General features: G+C 72.3%; 19 protein-coding genes. 11 read left to right on the top strand and 8 right to left on the bottom strand.

The window, feature by feature from the left end; translation table 11 throughout:
* Positions 1-260 precede the first annotated feature (260 nt).
* The 4 genes from ACQKQD_RS02860 to ACQKQD_RS02875 all read left to right on the top strand — a co-directional run bounded on the left by ACQKQD_RS02860 (position 261) and on the right by ACQKQD_RS02875 (position 5,359).
* Positions 261-3,635: a hybrid sensor histidine kinase/response regulator gene (locus ACQKQD_RS02860; protein ID WP_427507426.1), complete on the top strand. Its 3,375-nt coding sequence runs from the start codon at positions 261-263 to the stop codon at positions 3,633-3,635.
* Positions 3,628-4,545 (top strand): DNA-binding response regulator, encoded by a 918-nt coding sequence (locus tag ACQKQD_RS02865; RefSeq protein ID WP_427507427.1) that lies wholly within the window; start codon positions 3,628-3,630, stop codon positions 4,543-4,545. Before ACQKQD_RS02860 ends, ACQKQD_RS02865 begins: the two co-directional genes overlap by 8 nt.
* A gap of 143 nt (positions 4,546-4,688) precedes the next feature.
* Positions 4,689-4,925 (top strand): hypothetical protein, encoded by a 237-nt coding sequence (locus ACQKQD_RS02870; RefSeq protein ID WP_020092961.1) that lies wholly within the window; start codon positions 4,689-4,691, stop codon positions 4,923-4,925.
* Positions 4,926-4,972: 47 nt separating this feature from the next.
* Positions 4,973-5,359 (top strand): catalase, encoded by a 387-nt coding sequence (locus ACQKQD_RS02875; protein ID WP_427507428.1) that lies wholly within the window; start codon positions 4,973-4,975, stop codon positions 5,357-5,359.
* A gap of 6 nt (positions 5,360-5,365) precedes the next feature.
* Here ACQKQD_RS02875 and ACQKQD_RS02880 read toward each other — a convergent pair whose 3' ends face one another.
* Positions 5,366-5,809, bottom strand: coding sequence for a DUF488 family protein (locus ACQKQD_RS02880; RefSeq protein ID WP_427507429.1), 444 nt, complete (start codon positions 5,807-5,809; stop codon positions 5,366-5,368).
* Between the two features lie 202 nt (positions 5,810-6,011).
* Here ACQKQD_RS02880 and ACQKQD_RS02885 point away from each other — a divergent pair, with 202 nt between their 5' ends.
* Together ACQKQD_RS02885 and ACQKQD_RS02890 are read left to right on the top strand one after the other, a co-directional pair.
* Entirely contained in the window at positions 6,012-6,896 is an 885-nt protein-coding gene (locus ACQKQD_RS02885; RefSeq protein ID WP_020092958.1) for a glycoside hydrolase family 25 protein, read from the top strand.
* A gap of 134 nt (positions 6,897-7,030) precedes the next feature.
* The gene (locus tag ACQKQD_RS02890; RefSeq protein ID WP_427507430.1) at positions 7,031-7,804 is read left to right on the top strand and encodes a Crp/Fnr family transcriptional regulator; all 774 of its coding nucleotides are present in this window, start codon (positions 7,031-7,033) and stop codon (positions 7,802-7,804) included.
* Positions 7,805-7,832: 28 nt separating this feature from the next.
* Here the strand turns inward: ACQKQD_RS02890 and ACQKQD_RS02895 are convergent, their stop codons facing one another.
* Genes ACQKQD_RS02895 through ACQKQD_RS02910 form a run of 4 tightly spaced genes read right to left on the bottom strand, consistent with a single transcriptional unit; the run spans position 7,833 to position 11,102 of the window.
* Complete coding sequence (locus tag ACQKQD_RS02895; RefSeq protein WP_427507431.1) at positions 7,833-8,606, bottom strand: ABC transporter ATP-binding protein; 774 nt, start codon at positions 8,604-8,606, stop codon at positions 7,833-7,835.
* Complete coding sequence (locus tag ACQKQD_RS02900; protein ID WP_427507432.1) at positions 8,606-9,658, bottom strand: FecCD family ABC transporter permease; 1,053 nt, start codon at positions 9,656-9,658, stop codon at positions 8,606-8,608. Before ACQKQD_RS02900 ends, ACQKQD_RS02895 begins: the two co-directional genes overlap by 1 nt.
* Positions 9,655-10,719 (bottom strand): iron ABC transporter substrate-binding protein, encoded by a 1,065-nt coding sequence (locus tag ACQKQD_RS02905; RefSeq protein ID WP_427507433.1) that lies wholly within the window; start codon positions 10,717-10,719, stop codon positions 9,655-9,657. Before ACQKQD_RS02905 ends, ACQKQD_RS02900 begins: the two co-directional genes overlap by 4 nt.
* Positions 10,719-11,102 carry a VOC family protein gene (locus ACQKQD_RS02910; protein ID WP_091678973.1) on the bottom strand — a complete coding sequence of 128 codons (384 nt, stop codon included), beginning with the start codon at positions 11,100-11,102 and terminating at the stop codon, positions 10,719-10,721. Before ACQKQD_RS02910 ends, ACQKQD_RS02905 begins: the two co-directional genes overlap by 1 nt.
* Before the next feature lie 231 nt (positions 11,103-11,333).
* Between ACQKQD_RS02910 and ACQKQD_RS02915 the strand changes: the two genes are divergently transcribed.
* Positions 11,334-12,254: a DnaJ C-terminal domain-containing protein gene (locus ACQKQD_RS02915; protein ID WP_056531888.1), complete on the top strand. Its 921-nt coding sequence runs from the start codon at positions 11,334-11,336 to the stop codon at positions 12,252-12,254.
* 127 nt (positions 12,255-12,381) lie between these two features.
* Complete coding sequence (gene fabI, locus ACQKQD_RS02920) at positions 12,382-13,206, top strand: enoyl-ACP reductase FabI (protein WP_020092951.1); 825 nt, start codon at positions 12,382-12,384, stop codon at positions 13,204-13,206.
* Between the two features lie 55 nt (positions 13,207-13,261).
* On the opposite strand, the gene ACQKQD_RS02925 is transcribed toward fabI, so the two are convergent.
* Complete coding sequence (locus ACQKQD_RS02925; RefSeq protein WP_427507434.1) at positions 13,262-14,416, bottom strand: AAA family ATPase; 1,155 nt, start codon at positions 14,414-14,416, stop codon at positions 13,262-13,264.
* A gap of 16 nt (positions 14,417-14,432) precedes the next feature.
* A complete protein-coding gene (locus ACQKQD_RS02930; RefSeq protein ID WP_132366066.1) occupies positions 14,433-15,425 on the bottom strand; it encodes a polyphosphate kinase 2 family protein in 993 nt (330 codons plus the stop codon).
* A gap of 96 nt (positions 15,426-15,521) precedes the next feature.
* Between ACQKQD_RS02930 and ACQKQD_RS02935 the strand changes: the two genes are divergently transcribed.
* From ACQKQD_RS02935 to ACQKQD_RS02945, 3 genes are all read left to right on the top strand, one after another.
* Positions 15,522-16,109 carry a histidine phosphatase family protein gene (locus tag ACQKQD_RS02935; protein WP_020092948.1) on the top strand — a complete coding sequence of 196 codons (588 nt, stop codon included), beginning with the start codon at positions 15,522-15,524 and terminating at the stop codon, positions 16,107-16,109.
* A gap of 111 nt (positions 16,110-16,220) precedes the next feature.
* A complete protein-coding gene (locus tag ACQKQD_RS02940) occupies positions 16,221-20,291 on the top strand; it encodes a Pls/PosA family non-ribosomal peptide synthetase (RefSeq protein WP_427507435.1) in 4,071 nt (1,356 codons plus the stop codon).
* Between the two features lie 299 nt (positions 20,292-20,590).
* On the top strand, positions 20,591-21,745 hold the full coding sequence (locus ACQKQD_RS02945; RefSeq protein ID WP_020092946.1) for a GGDEF domain-containing protein: 1,155 nt from the start codon (positions 20,591-20,593) through the stop codon (positions 21,743-21,745).
* Positions 21,746-21,762: 17 nt separating this feature from the next.
* Here the strand turns inward: ACQKQD_RS02945 and ACQKQD_RS02950 are convergent, their stop codons facing one another.
* Positions 21,763-23,238 (bottom strand): methyl-accepting chemotaxis protein, encoded by a 1,476-nt coding sequence (locus ACQKQD_RS02950; RefSeq protein WP_427507436.1) that lies wholly within the window; start codon positions 23,236-23,238, stop codon positions 21,763-21,765.
* Positions 23,239-23,404 lie beyond the last annotated feature (166 nt).

Genomic DNA, 23,404 nt, shown 5'->3' on the forward strand with positions numbered 1-23,404 from the left:
GGCCTTGAGAGGCGGCCCGGATCGACGAGCGCAGGCTAGGTCCTGGGTTGCAGTGCGGCCTATACGCGATTTTGCGTATGGCCGTGGTCTTGCATGCGCCGCACCATCGCGGCGGAATACTTTGAGGTCGGGGTGGCTGAGAGCGCGAATAGTGGGAGCACCGCTCCGGTGCCCGGTCTTTCGCGCGCGCGCGCGTCGCGCGGCCGCCCGTGCGCGACGCTGCCCGGGCACGACGGGCTGATCGTCCCGGCCGGGGCCCGATGAGCGGTCCGCAGCGCATCATCCCCATCCGCCGGGACTACAACCGCTTCGTCGCCGACGAGACACTGGAGGATTACGCCCTCCGCTTCACCGCCAAGAAGGCGCGGCGCTGGTCGAGCCTTGAGGTGGCGCAGACGGCCCTCGGCTCGATCTCGTTCCTCGCGCTGGAGGCGATCGGCGGGACGCTGGCGCTCACAGCGGGATTTCCCAACACGGTGGCGGCCGTGCTGGTCGTCGGCCTGATCATCTTCGCCACGGCGGCGCCGATCACGGTCTACGCCGCCCGCTACGGCGTCGACATGGACCTGCTCACCCGAGGCGCCGGCTTCGGCTATCTCGGCTCGACCGTCACCTCGCTGATCTACGCGAGCTTCACCTTCCTGTTCTTCGCCATCGAGGCGGCGATCATGGCGCTGGCGCTGCAGCTCTGCTTCGGGCTGCCGCTCGGCGTCGGCTACCTGCTCTGCGCCGGGGCGGTGATTCCCCTGGTCGTCTACGGGATCCGGCTGATCAGCCGGTTCCAGATCTGGACGCAGCCGATCTGGATCGGGTTGAGCCTGCTGCCGCTGATCTTCGTGGCGGCGCAGGGCGCGGGGCCGCTGCGGGCGCTCGCCGGCTACCCGGGGCTCGACGGCGGCGGGAGCGGCTTCGACCTCGCGCGCTTCGGTCTCGCCACCGGCGTCCTGCTGGCGCTGCTCGCCCAGGTCGGCGAGCAAGTCGACTTCCTGCGCTTCGTGCCGGAGCCGCGGGGCCCGCGCGACCGCCGCTGGTGGCTCGCCGTCCTCTCGGGCGGCGCCGGCTGGATCCTGCCCGGGATGCTGAAGATCCTGCTCGGCGCCGCGCTGGCGGTCCTTGCGCTGGGGCACGGCGTCCCCGCCGAGCACGCCGCCGAGCCGACCCGCATGTACGCGGTGGCCTTCGGCTACCTGACGGGGGAGGGGAGCCGGGCGGCGCTGCTGCTCACCGGGCTGTTCGTCCTCGTGTCGCAGCTCAAGATCAACCTGACCAACGCCTATGCCGGCTCGATCGCGTGGTCGAACTTCTTCTCGCGCCTGACCCACAGCCATCCGGGACGGGTGGTCTGGCTCGTGTTCAACGTCGCCATCGCGGTGCTCCTGATGGAGCTCGGCATCGACAAGACCATCGAGAGCACGCTGCCGCTCTACGCCTCCGTGGTCTCGGCCTGGGTCGGCGCGCTCGCCGCCGACCTCGCGGTCAACAAGCCGCTCGGCCTCTCGCCCCCGGGCATCGAGTTCAAGCGCGCCCATCTCTACGCGGTGAACCCCGTCGGCACCGGCGCCATGGCGCTGGCCCTCGCGGCCGGGGGCGCGGCCTATGTCGGCTGGCTCGGCGCGACCCTGCAGCCCTTCGCGCCGTTGCTGACCCTGGCGATCGCGTTCTGCGCCGCGCCGGCGATCGCCTGGGCGACGGCGGGGCGCTGGTACCTGGCGCGGGTCCCGAAGCGGGATTGGGGCGCGGCCGAGGTGGTCTGCCGGGTCTGCGAGCTGCCCTTCGAGGGCGAGGACATGGCCCATTGCCCGGCCTACGACGCCCCGATCTGCTCCCTCTGCTGCTCGCTCGACGCCCGCTGCGGCGACCTGTGCAAGCCCCACGGGCGCCTGGAGGTGCAGGCGCAGGCCGCCGTCGCGCGGATCCTGCCGGGCCGCACCGCTGCCTGGATCGGCGCGCCGCTGGGCCGCTACCTCGCGGTGATGCTGACGCTCTGCGCGGTGATCGGCCTGATCCTCGGCATCGTGCACGCGGGCGCGACGATCGCCCACCCGGAGAATCGCGCGTTCCTGCGCACGGCGCTGACCAGCGTGTTCTTCACCCTGGTGGTGATCCTCGGCGTCGTGGCGTGGCTGTTCGTGCTCGCCCAGGAGAGCCGGCGCGTCGCCCAGGCCGAGACGATGCGCCAGACCGCGCTCTACCAGGCCGAGATCGCCGCCCATAAGATCACCGACGCCAAGCTGCAGGAGGCCAAGGAGCGGGCCGAGGCCGCCAACCAGGCCAAGAGCCGCTACGTGGTCGGGATCAGCCACGAGCTGCGAACGCCGCTCTCCACGGTGCTCGGCTACGCTCAGCTCCTCGAATCCGACCCGGCGATCCCGGCCCACCGGGTCAACGGCCTGCGGGTGATCCGGCGCAGCGCCCAGCACCTGTCGGGCCTGATCGACGGCCTCCTCGACATCTCGCGCATGGAGGCCGGGCGCCTCCAGATCCACCGCGACGAGGTCCGGCTGACCGACTTCCTCGACCAGCTGGTCGACATGGTCCGCCTCCAGGCGCGGGAGGCCGGACTGGAGTTCCGGTTCTCACGGCCCGAGATCCTGCCGGCGGTGGTCGCCACCGACGAGAAGCGCCTGCGACAGGTGCTGCTCAATCTCCTGTCGAACGCCATCAAGTTCACGGAAGCCGGCACCGTCTCGCTGGACCTCAGCTACCGGAGCCAGATCGCGGTGTTCACGATCCGCGATACCGGGCCGGGCATCCCGGAGGCGGACCTCGCGCGGATCTTCGAGCCGTTCGAGCGCGGCTCGACCCCGGCCGCCCGCAGCACGCCGGGGACCGGGCTCGGGCTCACCATCGCCAACCTGCTGGCGCAGCTCCTGGGCGGCGAGATCACCGTGACCGCCGCCCCCGGCGGCGGCACGCAGGCGCGGCTGCGCCTGATGCTGGCCTCCGTGGCCCAGCCCGCGCCGATCGCCCCGGCCGCGCCGGCCGCACCCCCGGAGCGGGCCTACGCGGGCGCGCGCCGCACCGTTCTGGTCGCCGACGACGACAGCGCTCACCGCGCGCTGATGCGGGCGATCCTGGAGCCGCAGGGCATCTCCGTGCGGGAGGCCGGCTCCGGATCCGAGTGCCTCGCGACGGTCGCGCAAGGCGGCGTCGACCTCGTCCTCCTCGACATCGCGATGCCCGGGATGAGCGGCTGGGCGGCGGCGGCGGCCCTGCGGCAGGCCGGGCATACCGGCCCGATCGCCATGATGTCCGCCAACGTCCACGAGATCAGCCCGACCCGGGGCGACGACGCCCCGCACGACGCGATCTTCGCCAAGCCCTTCGACCTGCGCGACGTGATGGAGCGGATCGGCAAGCTCCTGCACCTCGAATGGACCGAGGGCGCCGCGCCGGGGCGGTCCGGGGCGGCCGCGGCCACGGCGGACGTCCCGGGGCCGGGGCCCGAGCATGTCGGCGAGCTCCTGCGCCTCGGCCGGATCGGGCATATCCGCGCCATCGAGGCCAAGCTGACCCAGATGGAGCAGGACCCGACCGTGCCGCCCGCTTTCGTCGCCCGGATGCGCGGGCTCGTCGAGGGATACGACCTTCGCCGCTACCTCGCGGTCCTGCAGGAACTCGCCCGCCATGACTGAGGCGCCGAAGGTCCGGCCGCACCGGGACATCGTCCTGGTGATCGACGATTCGCCCGACACGCTGAGCTTCCTCACCGAGGCGATCGAGCGGTCCGGCGCCACCGTGCTGGTCGCGGTCGGCGGCGACCTCGCCCTGACCCTGGTGGACGAGATCACCCCCGACGTGATCCTCCTCGACGCGGTGATGCCGGGCCTCGACGGGTTCGAGACCTGCCGGCGGCTCAAGGCCAAGCCGCAGCTCGCCGGCGTTCCGGTGATCTTCATGACCGGGCTGAGCGAGACCGAGCACATCGTGAAGGGGCTCTCCGCCGGCGGGATCGACTACGTCACGAAGCCCATCGCCCCCGACGAGATCCTGGCCCGGATCCGCGTGCATCTCGCGAGCGCCCGCGCCGCGCAGAGCGCCCGGACCGCCCTCGACACGGCCGGGCGGACCCTGTTCGCGGTCGCCGAGGATGGCACGATCCTGTGGTCGACCCCGCAGGCCGGACGCCTGCTCGCCGGGCTCGGCGCGGTACCCTCCGGCGCCCCCGCGCTGCCCGCCGGCGCCCGCGAGTGGCTGCGCGGTTGCCTCGCCGGCGCCGCCCAGCCCCTCGCGCTGACCGATCGCGACGGCGTCGCCTACGCCCTGAGCTTCATCGGCCGCACCCCGGACGAGATCCTGCTCCGCCTGTCGCGCGACGCGCTGTCGGCGGGGGTCGAGCGGCTGCGGGTGCGCCTGCCGGTCACCGGGCGCGAGGCGGAGGTCCTCCTCTGGCTGTCCCGGGGCAAGTCGAGCCGCGACATCGGCGAGATCCTCGGGCTCAGCCACCGGACCGTGACGAAGCACCTCGAGAGCATCTACGCGAAGCTCGGCGTGGAGAACCGCACGGCCGCCTCGATCATCGCGGCGCGGCACCTGCAGGATTGAGCCCGCGCGGAGGCCGGTCGGCAGGGTTGCGCCGGCCGCGGATCCCCAAGCTTGTCCACAGGCGTCGATCCCCGGCGAAACGCCTTGGTAAGCCCCGCCGCCCCACGGTCCCGGCTCAGCCCGACAAGCCGAGTCCGGATGCGATGATGACCAGCCAGCAGCTCGCCGACGAACTGAAGCGGATCGCCACCACCCAGGTCAGCGACATCACGCGGGCGGTGAAGGAAGGCCAGAAGTCGATCGCCCTCAACGAGGTGCGGGACATGGCGCGGCGCCTCGGCCTGCTCGCGGACGCCTTCGATCCGAAATCCGCGGCCGAGAGATCCGAGGCCGACGGCGCGAGCGTCGCCGAAGCGGTCGACGACGCCCAGGCCGCCTGACACCCGTTGCCGGCGGCGCCCCGCCGGTCCCCTCCCAGGAGCGCTCCATGGTCCGCGCGCACTTCACCATCCGCCTCGGCAACGCCTCACTCCCGGCCTCGGCGGCCCAGTGGGTCGAGGATGTCGAGGCCGCCCGGTCGACCGCGCGCACGATCGTGCAGGGGCTGATGCGTCAGCACGGCGGCGACCCGCGCCTCATGGAGGCCGCGATGGTGATCACCGGCGACGACGGCGCCATGCTGCTCGAGATGTCCTTCTTCGACACGCTGTACCTGCCGGTCGAGCCGGTGCCCGACGCCGACCGGCGCCGGCCGCGCACGCCCCGCGGGGCCGCGCCGCGGGGACTGACGGCCGCCCTCGGCCCGGTCCGGCGCCTCGCCGGCGCGCTGGGCATGCGCGCGCAGCCGCAGCCGCGACCGCTGCCCGGGCGCTGAGACGCTTCAGCCGTAGAGATCGCTGACCACGAAGCCCCGCGGCGCGAGGCGCTCGGCCAGCACGCGCCGGTGGCAGCCGGCCGGATCGCGCTCGAAGCAGAGCAGGCAGATCGGCGACGCCTCGGCGAGCGCGGCGAGTTCGTCGAGCGCCGCGATCCCGGCAGCGGTGTCCAGCACTTCCTCGCAGTAGATCCGGCGCATCAGCGCCGCGTCCCCGGCCCGCGCCGCCTGCCGGCCGGTTTTCGGGGTGCCGAGGCTGCGCAGATGCGCGTAGCCGAGCCCGGCCTCGCGCAGGGAGGTGCCGAGTGCGCCCTTCGAGAAGCCGCGCTTGCGCGAGTTCGCCACCGCCCGGACATCCGCCAGCACCGCGACCCCGGCCGAGCGCAGGACGCCGACGAGGCGCTCCGAGTCGAGGCCTTCATAGCCTATGGTAAAGAGTTGCTTACTCACGGTGCCCCGTCCGGACTCGCGTTGCGGGACCGCGACTTAGCCGTATGCGGCCCTGTGAACCAGCCGGGGATCGACGCCGTATGTCGCGGGGATGCAACGCGTCCCGGAATTCCGCCGCAATGATCGCAAAGCTCCGTTAACCGCGCCAGGGCCATCGAATACGCCTGTCTGTGGCGCATCTTCGGTGGCGGGCTAAACACTGATGTCGCGGATCTACACGCCTTCGCGGTCACCGATCGAAGATCTCGCTCGGGGCCTGATCAGTCGCCTCAAGCCGGCCCGGCGTCTCGCCGGGCGCTTCGCCGCCGCCGCGATCCTGGCCGGCCTCGCCGCCTGCGCGTCGAACAACGACTTCTACCCGACGAAGGGCGACGCCAAGCCCCATCCGGGCGTGGCCAAGGCCAAGCTTCACCCGATCCAGGGCATCGATATCTCGAAGTGGCAGGGCAACGTCGACTGGGCCTCGGTCCGCGCCGCCGGCACCCAGTTCGCCTTCATCAAGGCCACCGAGGGCGGCGACCACGTCGACGAGCGCTTCCGGACCAACTGGGACGGCGCGGCCCGGGCCGGCGTGCCGCGCGGGGCCTACCACTTCGTGTTCTGGTGCCGCTCCGCCCGGGAGCAGATGGACTGGTTCAAGAAGAACGTCCCCAACGACCCCACCGCCCTGCCGCCGGTCCTCGACGTCGAGTGGAACGGCCACTCGCAGACCTGCCCGAAGAAGCTGCCCAAGGCCCAGGCCCTGGCGATGGTCACCGAGATGCTGGAGGAGATGGAGCGCTACACCGGCAAGCGCCCGATCATCTACACCGACATCACGTTCCACAAGGACGTCCTGGAGGGCGAGCTCCCCGATTACCCGCACTGGCTGCGCTCCACCGCGGCCGAGCCGGAGCAGCGCTTCGTCAACCGCAAGTGGATGCTGTGGCAGTTCACGTCCACGGGCCGGGTTCCGGGCGTGCGCGGCGACGTCGACCGCAACGCCTTCTACGGCACCCCGTCCGAATGGGCCTCGTTCCTGACGACCGACTGCGACCCGCGCGAGCACAAGCGGCTCTCCGAGCAGGGGCTCTGCACGGACAAGTAGATGAAAGGCGTCGGCGAAACCTAGGTTAGTTCAAGGACGTAGAGCGCGGGGTATGGCTGACGGGCCCGCGCACCGGCGGGCGAGCCCGAGAGGATCCTGACGGGAGACTCTCCTCCCGCACCTCTCCGTCCCCCATGCCGATCGACTCTGCCGCCTCCACCGGCAACCTGCTCCTCGACGCGCTGCCGGGTTCGGATCGCGCCCTGATCGCCCCCCACCTGGAGCCGGTGACCTTCGCCAAGGGGGACACGGCGCTGGCGGCGGGCGCCGCGGCGAGCCACGTCATCTTTCCCCGTGACCAGACCGTCGTGGCGCTGATCGTCGCCACGCGGGACGGCCGGACGGCCGAGGTCGCGAGCGTCGGGCACGAGGGCGCGATCGGCGGGATCATCGGCGAGGGGCGGCTGCCGCCCGCGGTCAGCGGGCTGGCGCAGATCGGCGGCGCGGCTTTGCGCCTCGACGCGGCGCGGCTCCGGCAGGCCGAGCTCGAGTCATCGACGCTCCGCGACCTGTTCGCGCGCTACGCCGACTGCTTCCTGGCTCAGCTGTTCCAGATCGCGGCCTGCAACGCCCTGCACCCGATCGAGCAGCGCTGCCTGCGCTGGCTGCTGTCGCTGCAGGACCGGACGGGCGGCGACACCCTCCCGATCACGCACGAGGTCCTGGCCTCCATGCTGGGGGTCCAGCGGACCTACCTCACGCGGATCCTGCGGGTGCTGCAGGAGCAGGGCCTCATCCGGGTCGGCCGCGGGCGCATCACGATCCTCGACCGCCGGGCGGTCTCGAACGCCGCCTGCGAGTGCCACGCCCGCGTGCGGATGCAGTGCGAGGCGGTGCTCGGCGCGGTTTTCCGGGCCGAGGAGCCCCGCCGGACCGAGCCGGTCGAGACGCTGTCGCGCGCCGGGTGAGGGACCGGCCCGCGATCCGTCGACCACGTCAGGCAACGACCGGCACGCAGACCGGCGCCGCGAGGCCCGGCACCGGCGCCACCACCACGTCGATCCCGTAGATCAGGCGCAGCAGCTCCGGCGTGACCGTCGCGGCGGCGGGTCCGTCGGCGACGAGGCGGCCCGCGTGCAGGGCGATGAGGCGGTCGGCGCAGAGCAGGGCGTGCCCGGGATCGTGCGTCGAGAACAGCACGGCGATGCCGGCCTCGGCGAGGCGGCGGACCTGCCCGAGGACGCGGGCCTGGTTGCCGAAATCGAGGCTCGCGGTCGGCTCGTCCATGACGAGGAGCCGCGGCTCGCCGCTGAGCGCCCGCGCGATCAGCGCGAGCTGGCGCTCGCCGCCGCTGATCTCGGTGTAGACCTGATCGGCGAGATGCCCGATCCCGAGCGCGGCCAGCGCCCGCTCGGCGGCCGCGACGTCCGACGGGCCGGGGGCGGCGAACGGGCCGAGCCGGCTCGCCCGGCCCATCACCACGACCTCGCGCACCGTGAACGGGAAGTACGCCGCGTGCGCCTGCGGCACGGCGGCGATGGTGCGGGCGACGGCTTTCCGCGACAGGCGCGACAGGTCGGTGCCGTCGAGGATTAACCGCCCGGCGCGGGCGGGCAGCAGGCCGAGCAGCGTCTGGAACAGCGTGGTCTTGCCGCCGCCGTTCGGCCCGACGAGGCACAGCACCTCGCCGGCGGCGAGGTCGAACGACACGTCGTGGCCGACGATCCGGCTGCCGTAGCCGAAGGCGAGGTCCCGGACCCGGAGCAGCATCAGCTGAAGCCCCGGCGCCCGGACGCCAGCAGCCAGAGGAAGAACGGCGCCCCGACCAGGGCCGTCAGGATGCCGAGGGGCACCTCGACGGTGCCGAGATTGCGGGCGATCAGGTCGACCAGCACGAGGTAGCCCGCCCCGAGGACCAGCGAGGCGGGCAGCAGGCGGCGGTAATCCGGCCCGACCAGCAGCCGGGCGACGTGCGGCACGATCAGCCCGATCCAGCCGATGACCCCGGTCATCGCCACGGCCGCCGCCGTGATCAGGGTCGCGCCGGCGATCAGGACGGGCCGCAGCACCCGCGTCTCCACGCCGAGGGCCCGCGCCTCCGCGTCGCCGAGGCTCATCAGGTTCATGCGCCAGCGCAGCAGCACCAGCGGCACGAGGCCGAGAAGCAGCATCGGCAGGGTGGCGGCGACGTCGCCGAGGGTGACCGAGGACAGGCTGCCGAGGAGCCAGAAGGTCATCGCCGGCAGCTGGTTGTAGGGATCGGCCAGCACCTTGAGGAGCGAGATGCCCGCCCCGAGCACCGCGCCGACCGCGACGCCGGCGAGGACCAGCGTCAGGACCGGGTCGTGCCGCCGCACGGCGAGGCCGACGCCGTAGACCGCCGCGACGGCGCCGAGCCCGCCCAGGAAGGCCAGGGCCTGGATCGGTGCCACCGGCAGGCCGAGATAGATCCCCAGGACGGCGCCGAGCCCGGCGCCGGCCGAGACGCCGAGGATGTCGGGCGAGACCAGCGGGTTGCGGAACAGGCCCTGGTAGGTCGCCCCCGCGGCCGACAGGGCCGCGCCGACGACCAGCGCGGCGATCACCCGGGGCAGGCGCACCTGCATCACGACCGTCTCCGCCGTCGCCGGAACCCGGAGGGGCAGCCCGAGCAGGCGGTGCCCGAGGATCGCGGCGAGGTCGGCGGGCGCGACCGGGTACTTGCCGACCGCCAGCGCGACGGCGGTCAGCGTCAGCAGGGCGAGGCCGGCCAGCAGCGCCGCGGGCAGGCGGAGGCGGCTGCGCGCCCGGATCGTCTCGGCGGCGGCCGGGACGCGACTCACCGCGCCGGGCCCGGGGGGCCGCCCGGCGGCGTCGGGCCGAGGAGGGCGTCGGCCTGACCGGCATCGAGGTCGACATGGTAGAAGCGGCCGTAGAAGGCGCGCACCACCTCGGGCATCGGCTGCGGGAACAGGTCCGGATGAAGCCGGGCCGCCAGCCAGCGCAGGCCGATCAGCCGGTTGACCCCCGGCGGGGCGTCGAACCACGGGAAAGGCTGGAGCGGCGCCACGTAGACCCGCCCGGTCTGCACGGCCCGGACGTCCCGCCACAGCGGGTCGGCGCGCAGCCCGGCCGCGAAGGCCGGGTCGAGGGTGACGATCACGTCGGGGTTCCAGGCGAGAACCTGCTCGGGCGAGACGTTGCCGAGGCGGCCGCCCCCGTCCTGCGCGACGTTGCGGCCGCCGGCGGCCTCGACCAGCTCGGTGTTGATCGAGCCGGCGAACCCCGTCTCCAGCCCGCGCGGCCCGCGCGCGTAGTAGACCCGCGGCCGCTTGTCCTCCGGGACCGTCGCGACGGCGCGGTCCACCGTGTCGGCGAGACTCTGGGCCTCCGCCGCCAGGGCGTCCGCGTCGGACTGACGGCCCAGGGCCGCGCCGAGCTGCCGATACGCCTCCGGGGTCTTCGCGAAGCTGCCGTCGAGCAGGATGTAGGGGATCCCGGTCTGCGCCTGGACCCGGTCGGCGAGCGACGCGTAGGTCGGCCCGAGGCTGCCCGAATCCACGATCAGGTCCGGTTTGGCGGCCAGCACCGCCTCGACGTTCGCCGTGCCGCCGCGCCCGGTCAGGCGGCCGTAGGCGGGGAGGGCCCGGGTCCGGGGCGCGAGGAAGGGCAGCGCCTCGGGATGCGGGGCGCTCACCCAGCCGGCCATGAGGTCGGGCGCCAGCGTGTAGAGCAGCACCGCGGCCGGCGGTCCCGCGGCGAGCACCCGCCCGACCCGTTCGGGGAGTTCGACCGTGCGGCCGGCCGCGTCCGTGAACGGGCGCGCCGCCGCCCCGCCGGACGCCGCCAGCAGCAGGATCAGCGCCGCGGTAAGGGCGCGGCGGCGCGCGGGTCGCGGCGCCATCAGGCGGATTTCCGCTCCAGGATCTCGATCAGCGCCCCGTCGGGGCCCTCCACGAAGGCGATCCGCAGGCCGGGGCCGCGCTCCGTGATGCCGGTCCGCACGGGCACGCCCCGGGCGGTGAGATCGGCCATCGCGGCCTCGATGTCGGCGACGCGCAGCCCGAAATGCTCGATTCCGAGGCAGGGCGTGGCGGTCGCCGGCGCGATCTCGTCCGGGGCCTGCTCGATGAAGACGGCGAGGCCGCCGAGGTCGAGCACGACGCGCTGCACCGGGTCCGCGCCGACGCGCTTCACCTCCCGGGCCCCGAAGGTGTCGACGTAGAAGGAGGCGGCCGCGACAGCGTCGCGGCTGCGCAGGTGGAGGTGGTCGCAGGCGTAGTGCATCGGCTCTCCGGTTTCAGGTGATCCAGACGGGCGCGGCCCTCGGCCCGGAGGCGCCGTTCCGCGCCGTGTCCGACGATAGGGCCGGCGCGGAGCCGCGGCGAGATCGGCCGCTTGACGTTCGGCCCGAACCCGCAGACTTTCGCCGCCAGAACCGTTGCAGGGATGCAACATCCATCCCACATCCCGGTTGCGTACCCACATCGCACAGGCAACCGCACAGCCAAGAGATCCATGCGCAATCCCTACGACGTGCTGGGCGTGGCCAAGGGGGCGAGCGAGGCCGAGATCAAGAAGGCCTATCGCAAGCTCGCCAAGGACTTCCACCCCGATCGCAACAAGAACGACGCCAAGGCCAAGGACCGGTTCGCCGAGGCGAATTCGGCCTACGAGATCCTGGGCGATTCCGAGAAGCGCAAGCAGTTCGACCGCGGCGAGATCGACGCCGAGGGCAAGCCGCGCGCGACCGGCTTCGAGGGGTTCGGCGGCTTCGGCGGCGGGCGCGGGGGCAATTTCGATTTCGAGAACATGGCGCGCGCGCAGCGCGGCGGCGGTGGCGGAATGGGCGAGGATATCTTCTCGCACATTTTCGGGGAGGCCTTCCGCGCCGGCGGGGCCGGTCCGGGCGGCCAGCGTCAAGCGGCCAGGGGCGAGGACGTCGCCGCGGAGCTGCTGGTGACGCTGGAGCAGGTCGCCAGCGAGGAGAAGCTGCGCCTCGCCCTGCCCACGGGCCGCGAGGTCGACGTCGTGATTCCCCGCGGCGTGGTCGACGGCCAGACCATCCGGCTTCGCGGCCTCGGCCAGAGTGGCGGCCTCCGGGCCGAGCCGGGCGACGCCCTCCTCACCATCCGGATCCGGCCGCACCCGCGCTTCACCGTCGAGGGGGCCGACCTGCGCACCAGCGTCGACGTTCCGCTGGAGGATGCCGTGCTCGGCGGCACGATCCGCGTGCCGACGCTCACCGGCGCCGTCGAGATGAAGATCCCGGCGATGACGAGTTCCGGCCGCACCTTCCGCCTGCGCGGCAAGGGGCTTCCGAAGAAGGACGGCACCCGCGGCGACCTGTTCGCCACGACGGCGATCGTCCTGCCGGAGGGCGAGGATGCGGCACTGACCGAATTCGCCCGCGGCCGCCGGGCGGCCAACGCGGCCTGACGCGCCGGCGTAGCCACCGGGGCGCGCATGAAGGTGCTCGGCGGCGTCCCGGACTTCCGTCGCCGGGCCGCCTCCGCTAAGGAGGCCCCCCGGCCCCGAGAGGGGTCGCGCGGCTTCGGGATCGATCATGGCGGAACACGGGCAGGGCCTTCTGGCGGGCAAGCGGGGCATCGTCCTCGGGGTCGCCAACAACCGCTCGATCGCCTGGGGCATCGCCCGCAGCGCCCGCGCCCACGGGGCCGAACTGGCGTTCACCTACCAGGGCGACGCCCTGCGCAAGCGTGTCGAGCCCCTGGCCAAGGAACTCGACGCCCACGTGATCGGGCACTGCGACGTCACCGAGGCGGCCACGATCGACGCGGTCTTCGCGGAGGCCGCCAGGGTCTTCCCGGACGGCATCGACTTCGTCGTCCACTGCGTCGCCTTCTCCGACAAGGACGAGCTGACCGGCCGCTACATCGAGACCTCCGAGGACAACTTCACCAAGTCGCTCCTGGTCTCCTGCTACTCGTTCACCGCCGTGGCCCAGCGCGCCGAGAAGATCATGCGCCCGGGCGGCTCGCTGGTGACGCTGACCTATTACGGCGCCGAGAAGTGGATGCCCCACTACAACGTGATGGGCGTCGCCAAGGCGGCCCTGGAGGCGTCGGTGCGCTACCTCGCGGCCGATCTCGGCCCGAAGAACATCCGGGTCAACGCCATCTCGGCCGGCCCGATCAAGACCCTCGCGGCCTCCGGGATCGGCGATTTCCGCTACATCCTGAAGTGGAACGAGTACAACGCGCCCCTGCGTCGGACAGTGACGATCGGGGAGGTCGGGGAGACCGCGTCCTACCTCGTCTCCGACATGGCGGCCGGCATGACCGGCGAGATCCTCCACGTGGATGCCGGCTACCACGTCGTCGGCATGAAGAATCCCGAGGCACCGGATCTCACCCTCGACAAGGACTGAGACGGGTCGGTCGTCGCGGCGGCCCGGACCTGAGGCGTGAGCGGCCCGGCGTAGCTCACGCGTTTTCCGCCTCGTCGAACTCTCCCGAGAGCGTGAGCCCGTCGATCCAGGTCTCGCCGTCGCGCTTGATGACGGTGCGCGGCCGGACCTTCCCGTGCTCCGCGATGCCGGCCGCCAGCCGCTCCGAGTGCGTGACGAGCCAGACCTGCGTGCGCTCCGCGGCCCGCGCGATCAGCCGCGCGAGCGGATCCATGAGATCGGGATGCAGGCTGGTTTCGGGCTCGTTCAGCGCGATGAACGGCGGCAGCCGGTAGCCGAGCAGCGCGCCGGCCAGGGCGAGGTAGCGCAGGGTGCCGTCCGACAGTTCCGGCGGATCGAAGGTCCGGCCCGGGAAGTCGGGGAAGCGCAGGCCGAAGCGCGCGTGACGGCCCGGCTCCGGCAGCACGAGCGCCGCGCCCGGGAAGGCGCCGTCGACGGCCTCGTCGATCTCGGTCGTGTCCTCCCGGATATGCGCCAGGGTGGCGAAGACGGCGGCGAGGTCCGCGCCGTCGGACGCGAGGGTCGGCGTCGTCACCGCGAGGCAGGGCCGGCGCAGGGGCGACTCGGCATCCGTCCGGAAATCGTGGTGGAAGCGCCACCCCGCCAGGGCGAGGCGGACCACGGCGATCTCGGGATGGCCGGTGGCGTCGAGGAGGCTGCCGAGGGCGGTCTCGGTCGGCAGCAGGTCACCGCCGAGGGTGCGCTTGCGGCCCTCCGCGTCCCGGACGAAGCCGCTCCGCCCGTCGCGATCGAGGATCACGGCCGCGCGGCCGCGGGTGCGGACCGTCAGGCGCTCGGCCTTGACCTGCGGCTCCTTCCGGAAGGCGGCACCGAAAGTCGTCCCGCCGACCTGCTGCACCAGCCCGATCTCGACGGCGTAGACGAATTCCTGCCCGATCGTGTCGTGGCGCAGGGTGGCCGACAGGCGGATCCGTGCGGCCTCGCCCTGCCGCCGGCGGCCGGCCCAGAGGGCGGAGTCCATGCCGCCCTCGGCGGCGAGGTCGCGGGTGAGGGTGCCCCGGGCGGCGGCCTGCAGCAACTCCAGGGCCCGGTAGAGGTTGGTCTTGCCGGTGCCGTTGCCGCCGACGAAGACCGATAGCGCGTCGACCGGGAAGCCGATCCGCCGCAGCGAGCGGTAGCCCGAGACCGCGACCTCTCGAACCACCAGCATCCCGGATTCTCCCGCGTCAGTCGGGGACCGTCAGATCCGCGATGCCTTTGGCGGCCTCGGGGAATCGCGGGTCCATGGCCTCCAGCGTATCCGCCACGGTCCGGGCTATCACGTAGTTGCGGAACCACTTGTGGTTGGCCGGCACCACCAGCCAGGGCGCCTCGGGCGTCGAGCAGCGGCCGAGGGCGTCCGCGAAGGCCTGCTGGTAGGCGTCCCAGGATTTCCGCTCGACCAGGTCGGCCGGGTCGAACTTCCAGTGCTTCTCGGGGTCGGCGATCCGGGCCTCCAGGCGCCGCTTCTGCTCCGCCTTGGAGATGTGCAGGAAGAACTTCACGACCGTCGTGCCCGACTCGGTGAGCAGGCGCTCGAAATCGTTGATCCGGCCGTAGCGGCTCTGCCAGACCGCGTCCGGCACGAGGCCTTTCACCCGCACGACGAGCACGTCCTCGTAGTGGCTGCGGTTGAACACACCGATCATGCCGCGCCCCGGCACCCGGGCGTGGTAGCGCCACAGGAAGTCGTGATCGAGCTCCTCGCTCGAGGGCACCTTGAACGAGGCCACCGCGCAGCCCTGGGGGTTCACCCCCTTGAGCACCGACCGGATCGTGCCGTCCTTGCCGCCCGTGTCGATCGCCTGGAACACCAGCAGGAGGCTCCGGGCGCGCTCCGCGTAGAGGCGCTCCTGGAGGGCGACGATGCGCGCCCGCTCCTGGGCGAGGGCGTCCTTGGCCCAGTCCTTCTCGAGGCCGCCGACGTCGTCGGGATCGACCGAGCCGAGATCGAAGGGCGCCCCCGGTTCGACCGCCACGATGCCGGGCGCCGGGCGGATCGGTACCGGCCCGTGCCGGCCGAGCGCCGCCGGGACGGATTCGGCCACGCTGTCGACGCTGCCGGCCCAGCGGGCCGTCGACGGGCGGTGATCCACGGTGGCGCCATGCAGATCGGCCTCACCTGTCATGCCGTCACCGCGTTTGTGGCCGCGATGATGCTTGCCGTGCTTCTTGGACATGGGGCAGGACCTAGTTCCGGATATTGCCGACCGCCGGCGAGAACGGCCGGTAGTCCAGGCTGTTCCGGACGCCTGTGCAGGACGGGGTTGAGACGGTTGGGTACGATCTACTTCATCCGGCACGGCCAGACCGCCTGGAACGCCGAGGGGCGCCTCCAGGGCGGGCGCGACACCGACCTCAATGCCCAGGGGGAGGCACAGGCCGCGGCCGTGGCGGAGCGCCTCGCCGCCGCGGCGGGGCCGGCCCTGGCAGAGGCCGATTTCGTCGCGAGCCCGCTCAAGCGCACCCGGCGCACCATGGAGATCCTGCGGGGCGCCCTCGGCCTGCCGCCCGAGGCGTACCGCGTCGACCCGCGCCTGCGGGAGATCGGTTTCGGCAGCTGGGAAGGCTCCACCTGGGCGGAGATCCGCCGCCGCGACCCGGCCGGGGCCGCCGGCCGCGACCGGGACCGCTGGCACTACCGCCCGCCCGGCCTCGGCGCGGAGAGCTATGCCGGCCTCGTCGAGCGCGTCGGGCCGATGATCGCGGGGCTGGAGCGGGACACGGTCATCGTCGCCCATGGCGGCGTCGCGCGGGCCGCGCTGGTCGCCCTCGGCCACCTCGACGTCTACGCGGCGCCCCGCCTGGGCATCCGCCAGGGCGAGGTCCTGATCCTCGAGCCCGGTGGCTGGCGCTGGGCTTGATCCCGTGCGCCGGCGCAGTGCAAAGCCGCCTCGATAACGGCATGATCGGCAGGCTATAGGGCGGCGGCCAGGACAGGCGCCGGCCCGAGCGGGCGGCCAGCGGAGCAGCGGATGAGCGACGTCGCCGAGAAGACCCGGCCCGGACCGACGGCCGGGGAGCCCGCGCCTCTCGGAGCCGCGGCGGCGATCCTGCGCGGCGACCACCGGCCCGACCTCATCCGCGACGAGGTCCTGGCCGAGATCTTCCTGCACGCGGCCGAGACCCGGCCCGATCATCCCTGCCTGGTCGACGGCGCCAGCGTCGGCGCCGGGGGCGTCCACCCGCACCTGACCTACGCGGAGGTCGCCGCCCGGGCCGGCCGGATCGCCGCCGGCCTCGCCCATCGCGGCATCGGGCCGGGTGACATCGTCGGCCTCTGGATGGCCCGTGGCCCGGACCTCCTCGTGGCGCAGATCGGCATCACGATGGCGGGCGCGGCCTGGCTGCCCTTCGACGCCGAGGCGCCGGCGGACCGGGTGGGCGTGTGCCTCGCCGACGCGGGCGCGAAGGCGCTGCTGGTCTCCCCGGCGCTCGCCGCGGCGGCGCCCGACGCCGCCCCGGCCCTGACGCCCGCCGATCTCGACTCCGGGACGCCCGCCGGCGCGCCGCTGCCCGATCCGCGCGCGGCCGGGCTGACGCCCGAGCACCCCGCCTACCTGATCTACACCTCGGGCTCGACCGGCGTGCCCAAGGGCATCGTCATCAGCCACGCCAACATCTGCCACTTCCTGCGGTCCGGGAACGCCCTCTACGGAATGCGCGCCGACGACGTGGTCTTCCAGGGCGCCTCGGTGGCCTTCGATCTCTCCATGGAGGAGATCTGGGTGCCGTATCTCGTGGGCGCGACCCTGTTCGTGGCGAGCCCCGCCATGATGGGCGACCTGGAATCGCTCCCCGGCATCCTGGAGGCCGAGAAGATCACGGTGCTCGACACCGTCCCGACGCTCCTGGCGATGATCTCCGGCGACCTGCCGCGGGTGCGCCTCGTCCTGCTCGGCGGCGAGGCGCTGCCCGAGCCGCTGATCGCCCGCTGGGCGACCGGCGGCCGCCAGCTGTTCAACACCTACGGCCCGACGGAGGCCACCGTGGTGGCCACCGCGGCCGAGATGCGGCCCGGCGAGCCGGTGACCATCGGCGGCCCGATCCCGAACTACTCCGTCTACGTCGCCGGCGAGGATCTGACCCTGCTCGGCCGAGACCAGCAGGGCGAGCTGCTGATCGGCGGTCCCGGCGTGGCGCGGGGCTACCTCGCCCGTCCCGAGCTGACGGCGGAGAAGTTCATCGCCAACCCGTTCGCGTCGGACGGGACCGACCCGGTGCTCTACCGCTCGGGCGACGCGGTCTCCCTCGACGCCGACGGCCGGATCGTGTTCCACGGCCGGATCGACGACCAGGTGAAGATCCGCGGCTTCCGCGTGGAACTCGGCGAGATCGAGTCCCGGATCCGGGCGGCGCCCGACATCAACCAGGCCGCCGTCGTGCTGCGGAACGACGACGGCGTCGACCGCCTCGTCGCCTTCCTGATCCCGGAGCGCGGCCGGTCCATCGACGCCGCCGCCCTCCGCCGGACCCTCGCCGGGCAGATGCCGCCCTACATGGTGCCCGGCCATTTCGAGGTGGCCGAGACGTTGCCCCGACTCACGTCCGGCAAGGTCGATCGCAAGGCACTCAAGGTCGCCCCGCTCACGGTGGTCGCCGCCGACGGCGAGCAGGAGACGCCCGCCAACGAGACCGAGGCGGCCCTGGTCGCCGCGGCCAAGCAGATCTTCGGCAACCAGCCGATCGCCCTCGAGGGCGACTTCTTCGCCGATCTCGGCGGCCATTCGCTGCTCGCCGCGCGCTTCGTCTCGGCGGTGCGCGAGAACCCGCCGTTGGCCGGGATCACGCTGCCGGACGTCTACGCCCTGCGCACCGTGCGGGCGATGGCCGACGCGCTCATCGCCCGGACGGGCGGCATGGGCGCCGGGGCCGCGACCCGCGACCTGAGCTTCGCGCCGCCGCCGCTGCTGCGCCGGGCGCTGTGCGGCCTCGGGCAGCTCGTCGCGCTGCCATTCGTGATCGCGCTGGCCACCGCGCAGTGGCTCGGCATGTTCGTGACCTACCTGCTGCTCACCGGCGGAGGCCTGAGCTTCTTCGCCGAACTCGGCGTGCTGCTCCTCGTCTACGTGGCGATCAACGGCGTGACCGCGGTCGCGGCGGTCGCCGGCAAGTGGCTGATCCTCGGCCGGACCAAGCCGGGCCGGTACCCGCTCTGGGGCACCTACTATTATCGCTGGTGGCTCGCGCAGCGGCTGGCGCCCCTCGTCCACGTGAAGTGGCTCCAGGGCTCGCCCGCGATCGCCGTCTACCTCCGGCTGATGGGTGCGAAGGTCGGACGCGACACGCTCATCTCCGACATCGAGATCGGCGCGGCCGACCTCCTGACCATCGGGGACGGCGCGTCCCTGGGCGGCCGCCTCGTCATCGCCAACGCGGAGATCGTCGGCAACGAGCTGGTCATCGGCAGGGTCGAGATCGGCGCGGACGCGGCGGTCGGCACCTCCTGCGTGATCAGCCACGACGCGGTGATCGGGCCGCAGGCGGAGATCGCCGACCTCACCACGATCCCCACGGGCTCGCGGGTGGGCGCGGCCGAGCGGTGGGACGGTTCGCCCGGCCGCAAGGTCGGGATGGCCGACCCCGCGGAACTGCCCGCGCCCGCCGAGGCCTCCTTCGCGCGCCGCGCGGCGTTCATGGCGGCCTACGTGGTGCTGCTCGGCGCGATCCCCGCGGTGGGTCTGCTGCCGATCTTCCCAGCCTTCTTCATCTTCGACCAGATCTCGGACTCGCTCTCCGACATCACCGACATCGACTACCACTGGTACCTGCCGATCCTCACCTGGCCGACCGCCATGCTGATGACCGCCGGCACGGTGCTGCTGATCGCCGGCATCCGCTGGGTGGTGCTGCCGCGGACCCGCTCCGGCACCTACTCGGTCCACTCGCTGTTCTACCTGCGGAAATGGTCGCTGGCGCTCGCCGTCGAGGTCACCCTGGAGACGCTCTCGTCGCTGTTCGCGACCGTCTACATGCGGGCCTGGTACCGGCTGATGGGCGCCAATATGGGCCACGGCGCCGAGATCTCGACCAACCTCGCGGGCCGCTACGACCTCGCCGAGGTCGGCGCGAAGAACTTCATCGCCGACGAGGTGGTGTACGGCGAGGAGGAGATCCGGCGCGGCTGGATGCACCTGGAGCCGGTGCGCACCGGCGCCCGGGTCTTCGTCGGCAACGACGCCGTTGTGCCGCCCGGCGCCGTCATCCCCGACGACGTTCTCATCGGCATCAAGTCGAAGCCGCCCGAGAACGCCGCGATGAGCCCCGGCGAGACATGGTTCGGCTCGCCGCCGATCCGGCTGCCGGCCCGCCAGAAGGTCGATCTCGGCTCGACCGCCCAGACCTACGAGCCCGGCGCGTGGCCGAAGATCCGGCGCGGCGTCTTCGAGGCCTTCGCGACCTCGTTCTCGCCGATGCTCTACATTACCCTCGCGATCACGGCGATCGACTGGTACTTCTACCCGGCCATCCTGGAGCAGGACTGGTGGGGTCTGGCTTACAGCTTCGTCGGTGCGAGCGTCGCCATCGCGCTGATCCAGTCCTCGGCGGTCATCGCGATGAAGTGGCTGCTGATGGGCGTCTACAAGCCCGGCATGCAGCCGATGTGGTCGTGGTGGGCGATGCGCACCGAGGCGATCGCGGTGGCCTATTGGGGGCTCGCCGGCAAGGTGCTGCTCGAGCACCTCCAGGGCACGCCCTTCCTGCCCTGGGTGCTCCGGCTGTTCGGCGTGAAGGTCGGCAAGGGCGTCTGCATGCTCACCACCGACATCACCGAGTTCGACTGCGTCACCATCGGCGACTACGCCACGATCAACCGCGTCTCGGCACTGCAGACGCACCTCTACGAGGACCGGATCATGAAGATCGGCCGCGTCGTCGTCGGGCGCGGCGTCTCGGTGGGTGCGTTCTCGACCGTGCTCTACGACACCAAGGTGGGCGATTTCGCCCGGCTGCGCCCGCTCACCATCGTCATGAAGGGCGAGTCGATCCCCGCCAACACCGAGTGGGAGGGCGCGCCCGCGGTCCCGGTGATCCACCGCGCCTGACGGGCGGGCCGCACCGCGCGTTCCGGCCCCGGCGTCCCGGGACCGTGCGGGGGCGGGCCCGCGCCGAGGTCAGAGTCGGCGACTCTGCGGCACTCAGCACGAGAGACCCGGCAGGCTCCGGGACGAATATGCCGGTGTACTAGCACCCTCGTCCCGGTTGGTCGTTCTAATCTAGCTTACAGTGGCTTCCGGCAAGATAGAGCGATATACTCTGCCGGCTCGTATCGTTGCTCGGCCATAGTGCGGCGCGACGCGGGGCGGGGGCGGCTAACGTCCGGGTCGAGGATAGACAGGCGTCCGTGCAACTCGATCCCGCCACCCTGCTGGTCGTCAGCGCGGCGACGACCTTCCTGGTCGGCACGCTCTTCATGGCCTCGTGGCGGCAGGCGCCCGAATCCCGGGTGCTCGCCTACTGGGGCGCGGCGCATCTCGTGGGCGCGGCCGGATCGGCCGGCCTCGCGCTGCGCAACCAGATCCCCGACCTGATCTCGGTGGGCTTGGCCAATGCCGTGGTGCTCGCCGCCTACGGCCTCATCTGGAGCGGCGTCCGCTCCTTCGAGCATCGGGAGCCGCGGGTGGGCATCGCCATGGCCGGCGCCCTCGGCTGGTGCGTCCTGTGCCTGATCCCGACCTTCTACGCGTCGATCGAGGCCCGCATCATCTACGCCTCGGGGACCGCGGCGCTCTATTGCTGCGCCGCGGCCGCGGAGATCTGGCGCGGTCGCGCCGAGCGGCTCGCCTCCCGGATCGCCGCCGCCACCATCCTGGGACTGCACGGCAGCTTCTACATCGTGCGGATCCCCGCGACGCTGGTGGCGCCCCCGCAGCCGGGTCTCAGCCCGCTCGCGTCGCACTGGGTGGCGATCCTGTGCTTCGTCACCCTGATGTTCTCGATCGCCTCGGCCTTCACCTTCATGGCGCTGGTCAAGGAGCGGGCGGAGCGGGAGCAGCGCATCGCCGCCTCCACCGACGCGCTGACGGGCGTGCGCAACCGCCGGGCCTTCGCCAGGGCCGCCGCGGACGCGATGGCGCGGCACGGCGACGCCGCCCTGCTGCTGTTCGACCTCGACCGGTTCAAGGCCGTCAACGACCGCTTCGGCCACGGGGTCGGCGACGCGGTCCTCATCGGCTTCTGCACCATGGCGTCGACCCTGCTGCCGCGGGAGGCCCTGCTGGGCCGCCTCGGCGGTGAGGAGTTCGCGTGCCTCCTGCCGGACGTCTCGCCCGCCGAGGCTCTGGCCCGGGCCGAGGAGCTGCGCCAGACCTTCGCGCAACTCGCGGTTCCCGAGCTTCCGGCCCTGCGCGTCAGCGTCAGTATCGGGATCGCGCAGGCGCGCCCCGGCATCGCGTTCGACCTGCTGATGCAGCGGGCCGACGCCGCGCTCTACGCCGCCAAGAATGGCGGACGGGACCGGATCTCCGTGGCCGATCCGGTCGCCACCCGCGCGGCCTGAGGCCCTGCCGGGCCGGCTCACGCGAGGGCGCGTGCCGCCTCCGAGACCTTGCGCACCGAGGCGTCGACGACGCTCGCCGAGGAGGCGATCTCCGCCATGGCGGTGTGGATCGCCGCGACGCCCTGCGCCGCCGACTGCATGTTCTCGGTCATGTCGCGGGTCACCGCGGCCTGCTCGGTCACGGCCGACGAGACGCTGAGCGAGATCGCGCTGAGTTGCTCGATCGTGGCGCCGATCCCGTCGATCGCCGAGACGGCCCGGGAGGTCTCGGCCTGCACGGCGGCGATCTGGGTTCCGATCTCGCCGGTGGCCTTGGCGGTCTGCTCGGCGAGCGCCTTCACCTCGGCGGCGACGACCGCGAAGCCCTTGCCGGCCGCTCCGGCCCGGGCCGCCTCGATCGTGGCGTTCAGCGCCAGCAGGTTCGTCTGGTCGGCGATGGACCGGATCAGGCTCACCGCCGCCCCGATCCGGTCCGCGGCGCCGGTCAGCCCCACGACGATCGCCCCCGCCTCCTCGGCGCGGGAAACGACCAGATCGACGGAGGATTTCGCCTGCATCGCGTGACGGCTGAGTTCCTCGATCGAGGCGGCGAACTCCTCCGAACCCGCAGCGACCGCATCGACGTTGCGGCTTGTCCGGCTCGAGGCCTCCGCGGTCTCGTCCGCCTGCCGGACCACCCGGCTCATCGAATCGCGGATCGCCGCGATGTCGGCGTCGATCGCGCGCTGCCCCTCGGCCCGGCGCTGGCGGTCTTCGACCTGCCGGGTCACGTCGGTAGCGAACTTCACCACCGCGCAGGGCTTGCCGTCGGCGTCGAGGATCGGATTGTACGCGCCGAAGATCCAGACGATGCGGCCGTCCTTCCCGACGCGCCGGAACTCGCCGGCCTGGTACTGGCCGTTGCCGAGCGCGGCCCAGAACGCCGTGTAGTTCGGGCTGGCCGCCTCCGCCGGCGCCATGAACATGCGGTGATGCCGCCCGCGGATCTCCTCCAGCGTGTAGCCCATCGTGGACAGGAAGTTGCTGTTCGCGTCCGTGATCGTCCCGTCGAGGGCGAAGCAGATCACCGCCTGCGAACGGTTGAGCGCTTCGACCTGACCGGCGTGGAGCGCGTTGCGGGCGCGTTCCGCGGTGATGTCGGTGGCGAGCTTGACGACCTTGGTGGGCTTGCCGCGGCGGTCGAGGATCGGGTTGTAGGAGCTCTGGATCCACACGGTTTGGCCGGCTTTCGTAACCCGCGGAAAGGCACGCGCCTCGTGCTGACCGGCGCGCAGCCGGTCCCAGAAGGCGCTGTAGTTCGGACCGGACCTGTCGGCCTCAGGCACGAACATTCTGTGATGCTGGCCCCGGACTTCGTCGAGCGTGTAGCCGACGAGGTCAAGGAACACGGCGTTCGCGTCGGTGACGGTGCCGTCGAGGTCGAATTCCACCCGCGCCATCGTCCGGTCGATCGCCGCGAGGAGGGCGTCGTCGCGTGAACCAAACATCGCCATCGGAGCCCGTGCCCGACTGATCTGTAAAATTCGGACGATCATGAGGAGACGCGCTTAAAAAACCGTCAATGGCGTGCTCTCGTCATGAAAAAGGCTCAATGAGAGCGCGAGAAAGTTGTAGGAGCGCTGTCGATCATCGCAAAATGCATTTATTCAGACTGCAAAG

Origin of the sequence: Methylobacterium sp. NPDC080182 (genome assembly GCF_050281105.1) — a bacterium.
Classification (GTDB): domain Bacteria; phylum Pseudomonadota; class Alphaproteobacteria; order Rhizobiales; family Beijerinckiaceae; genus Methylobacterium.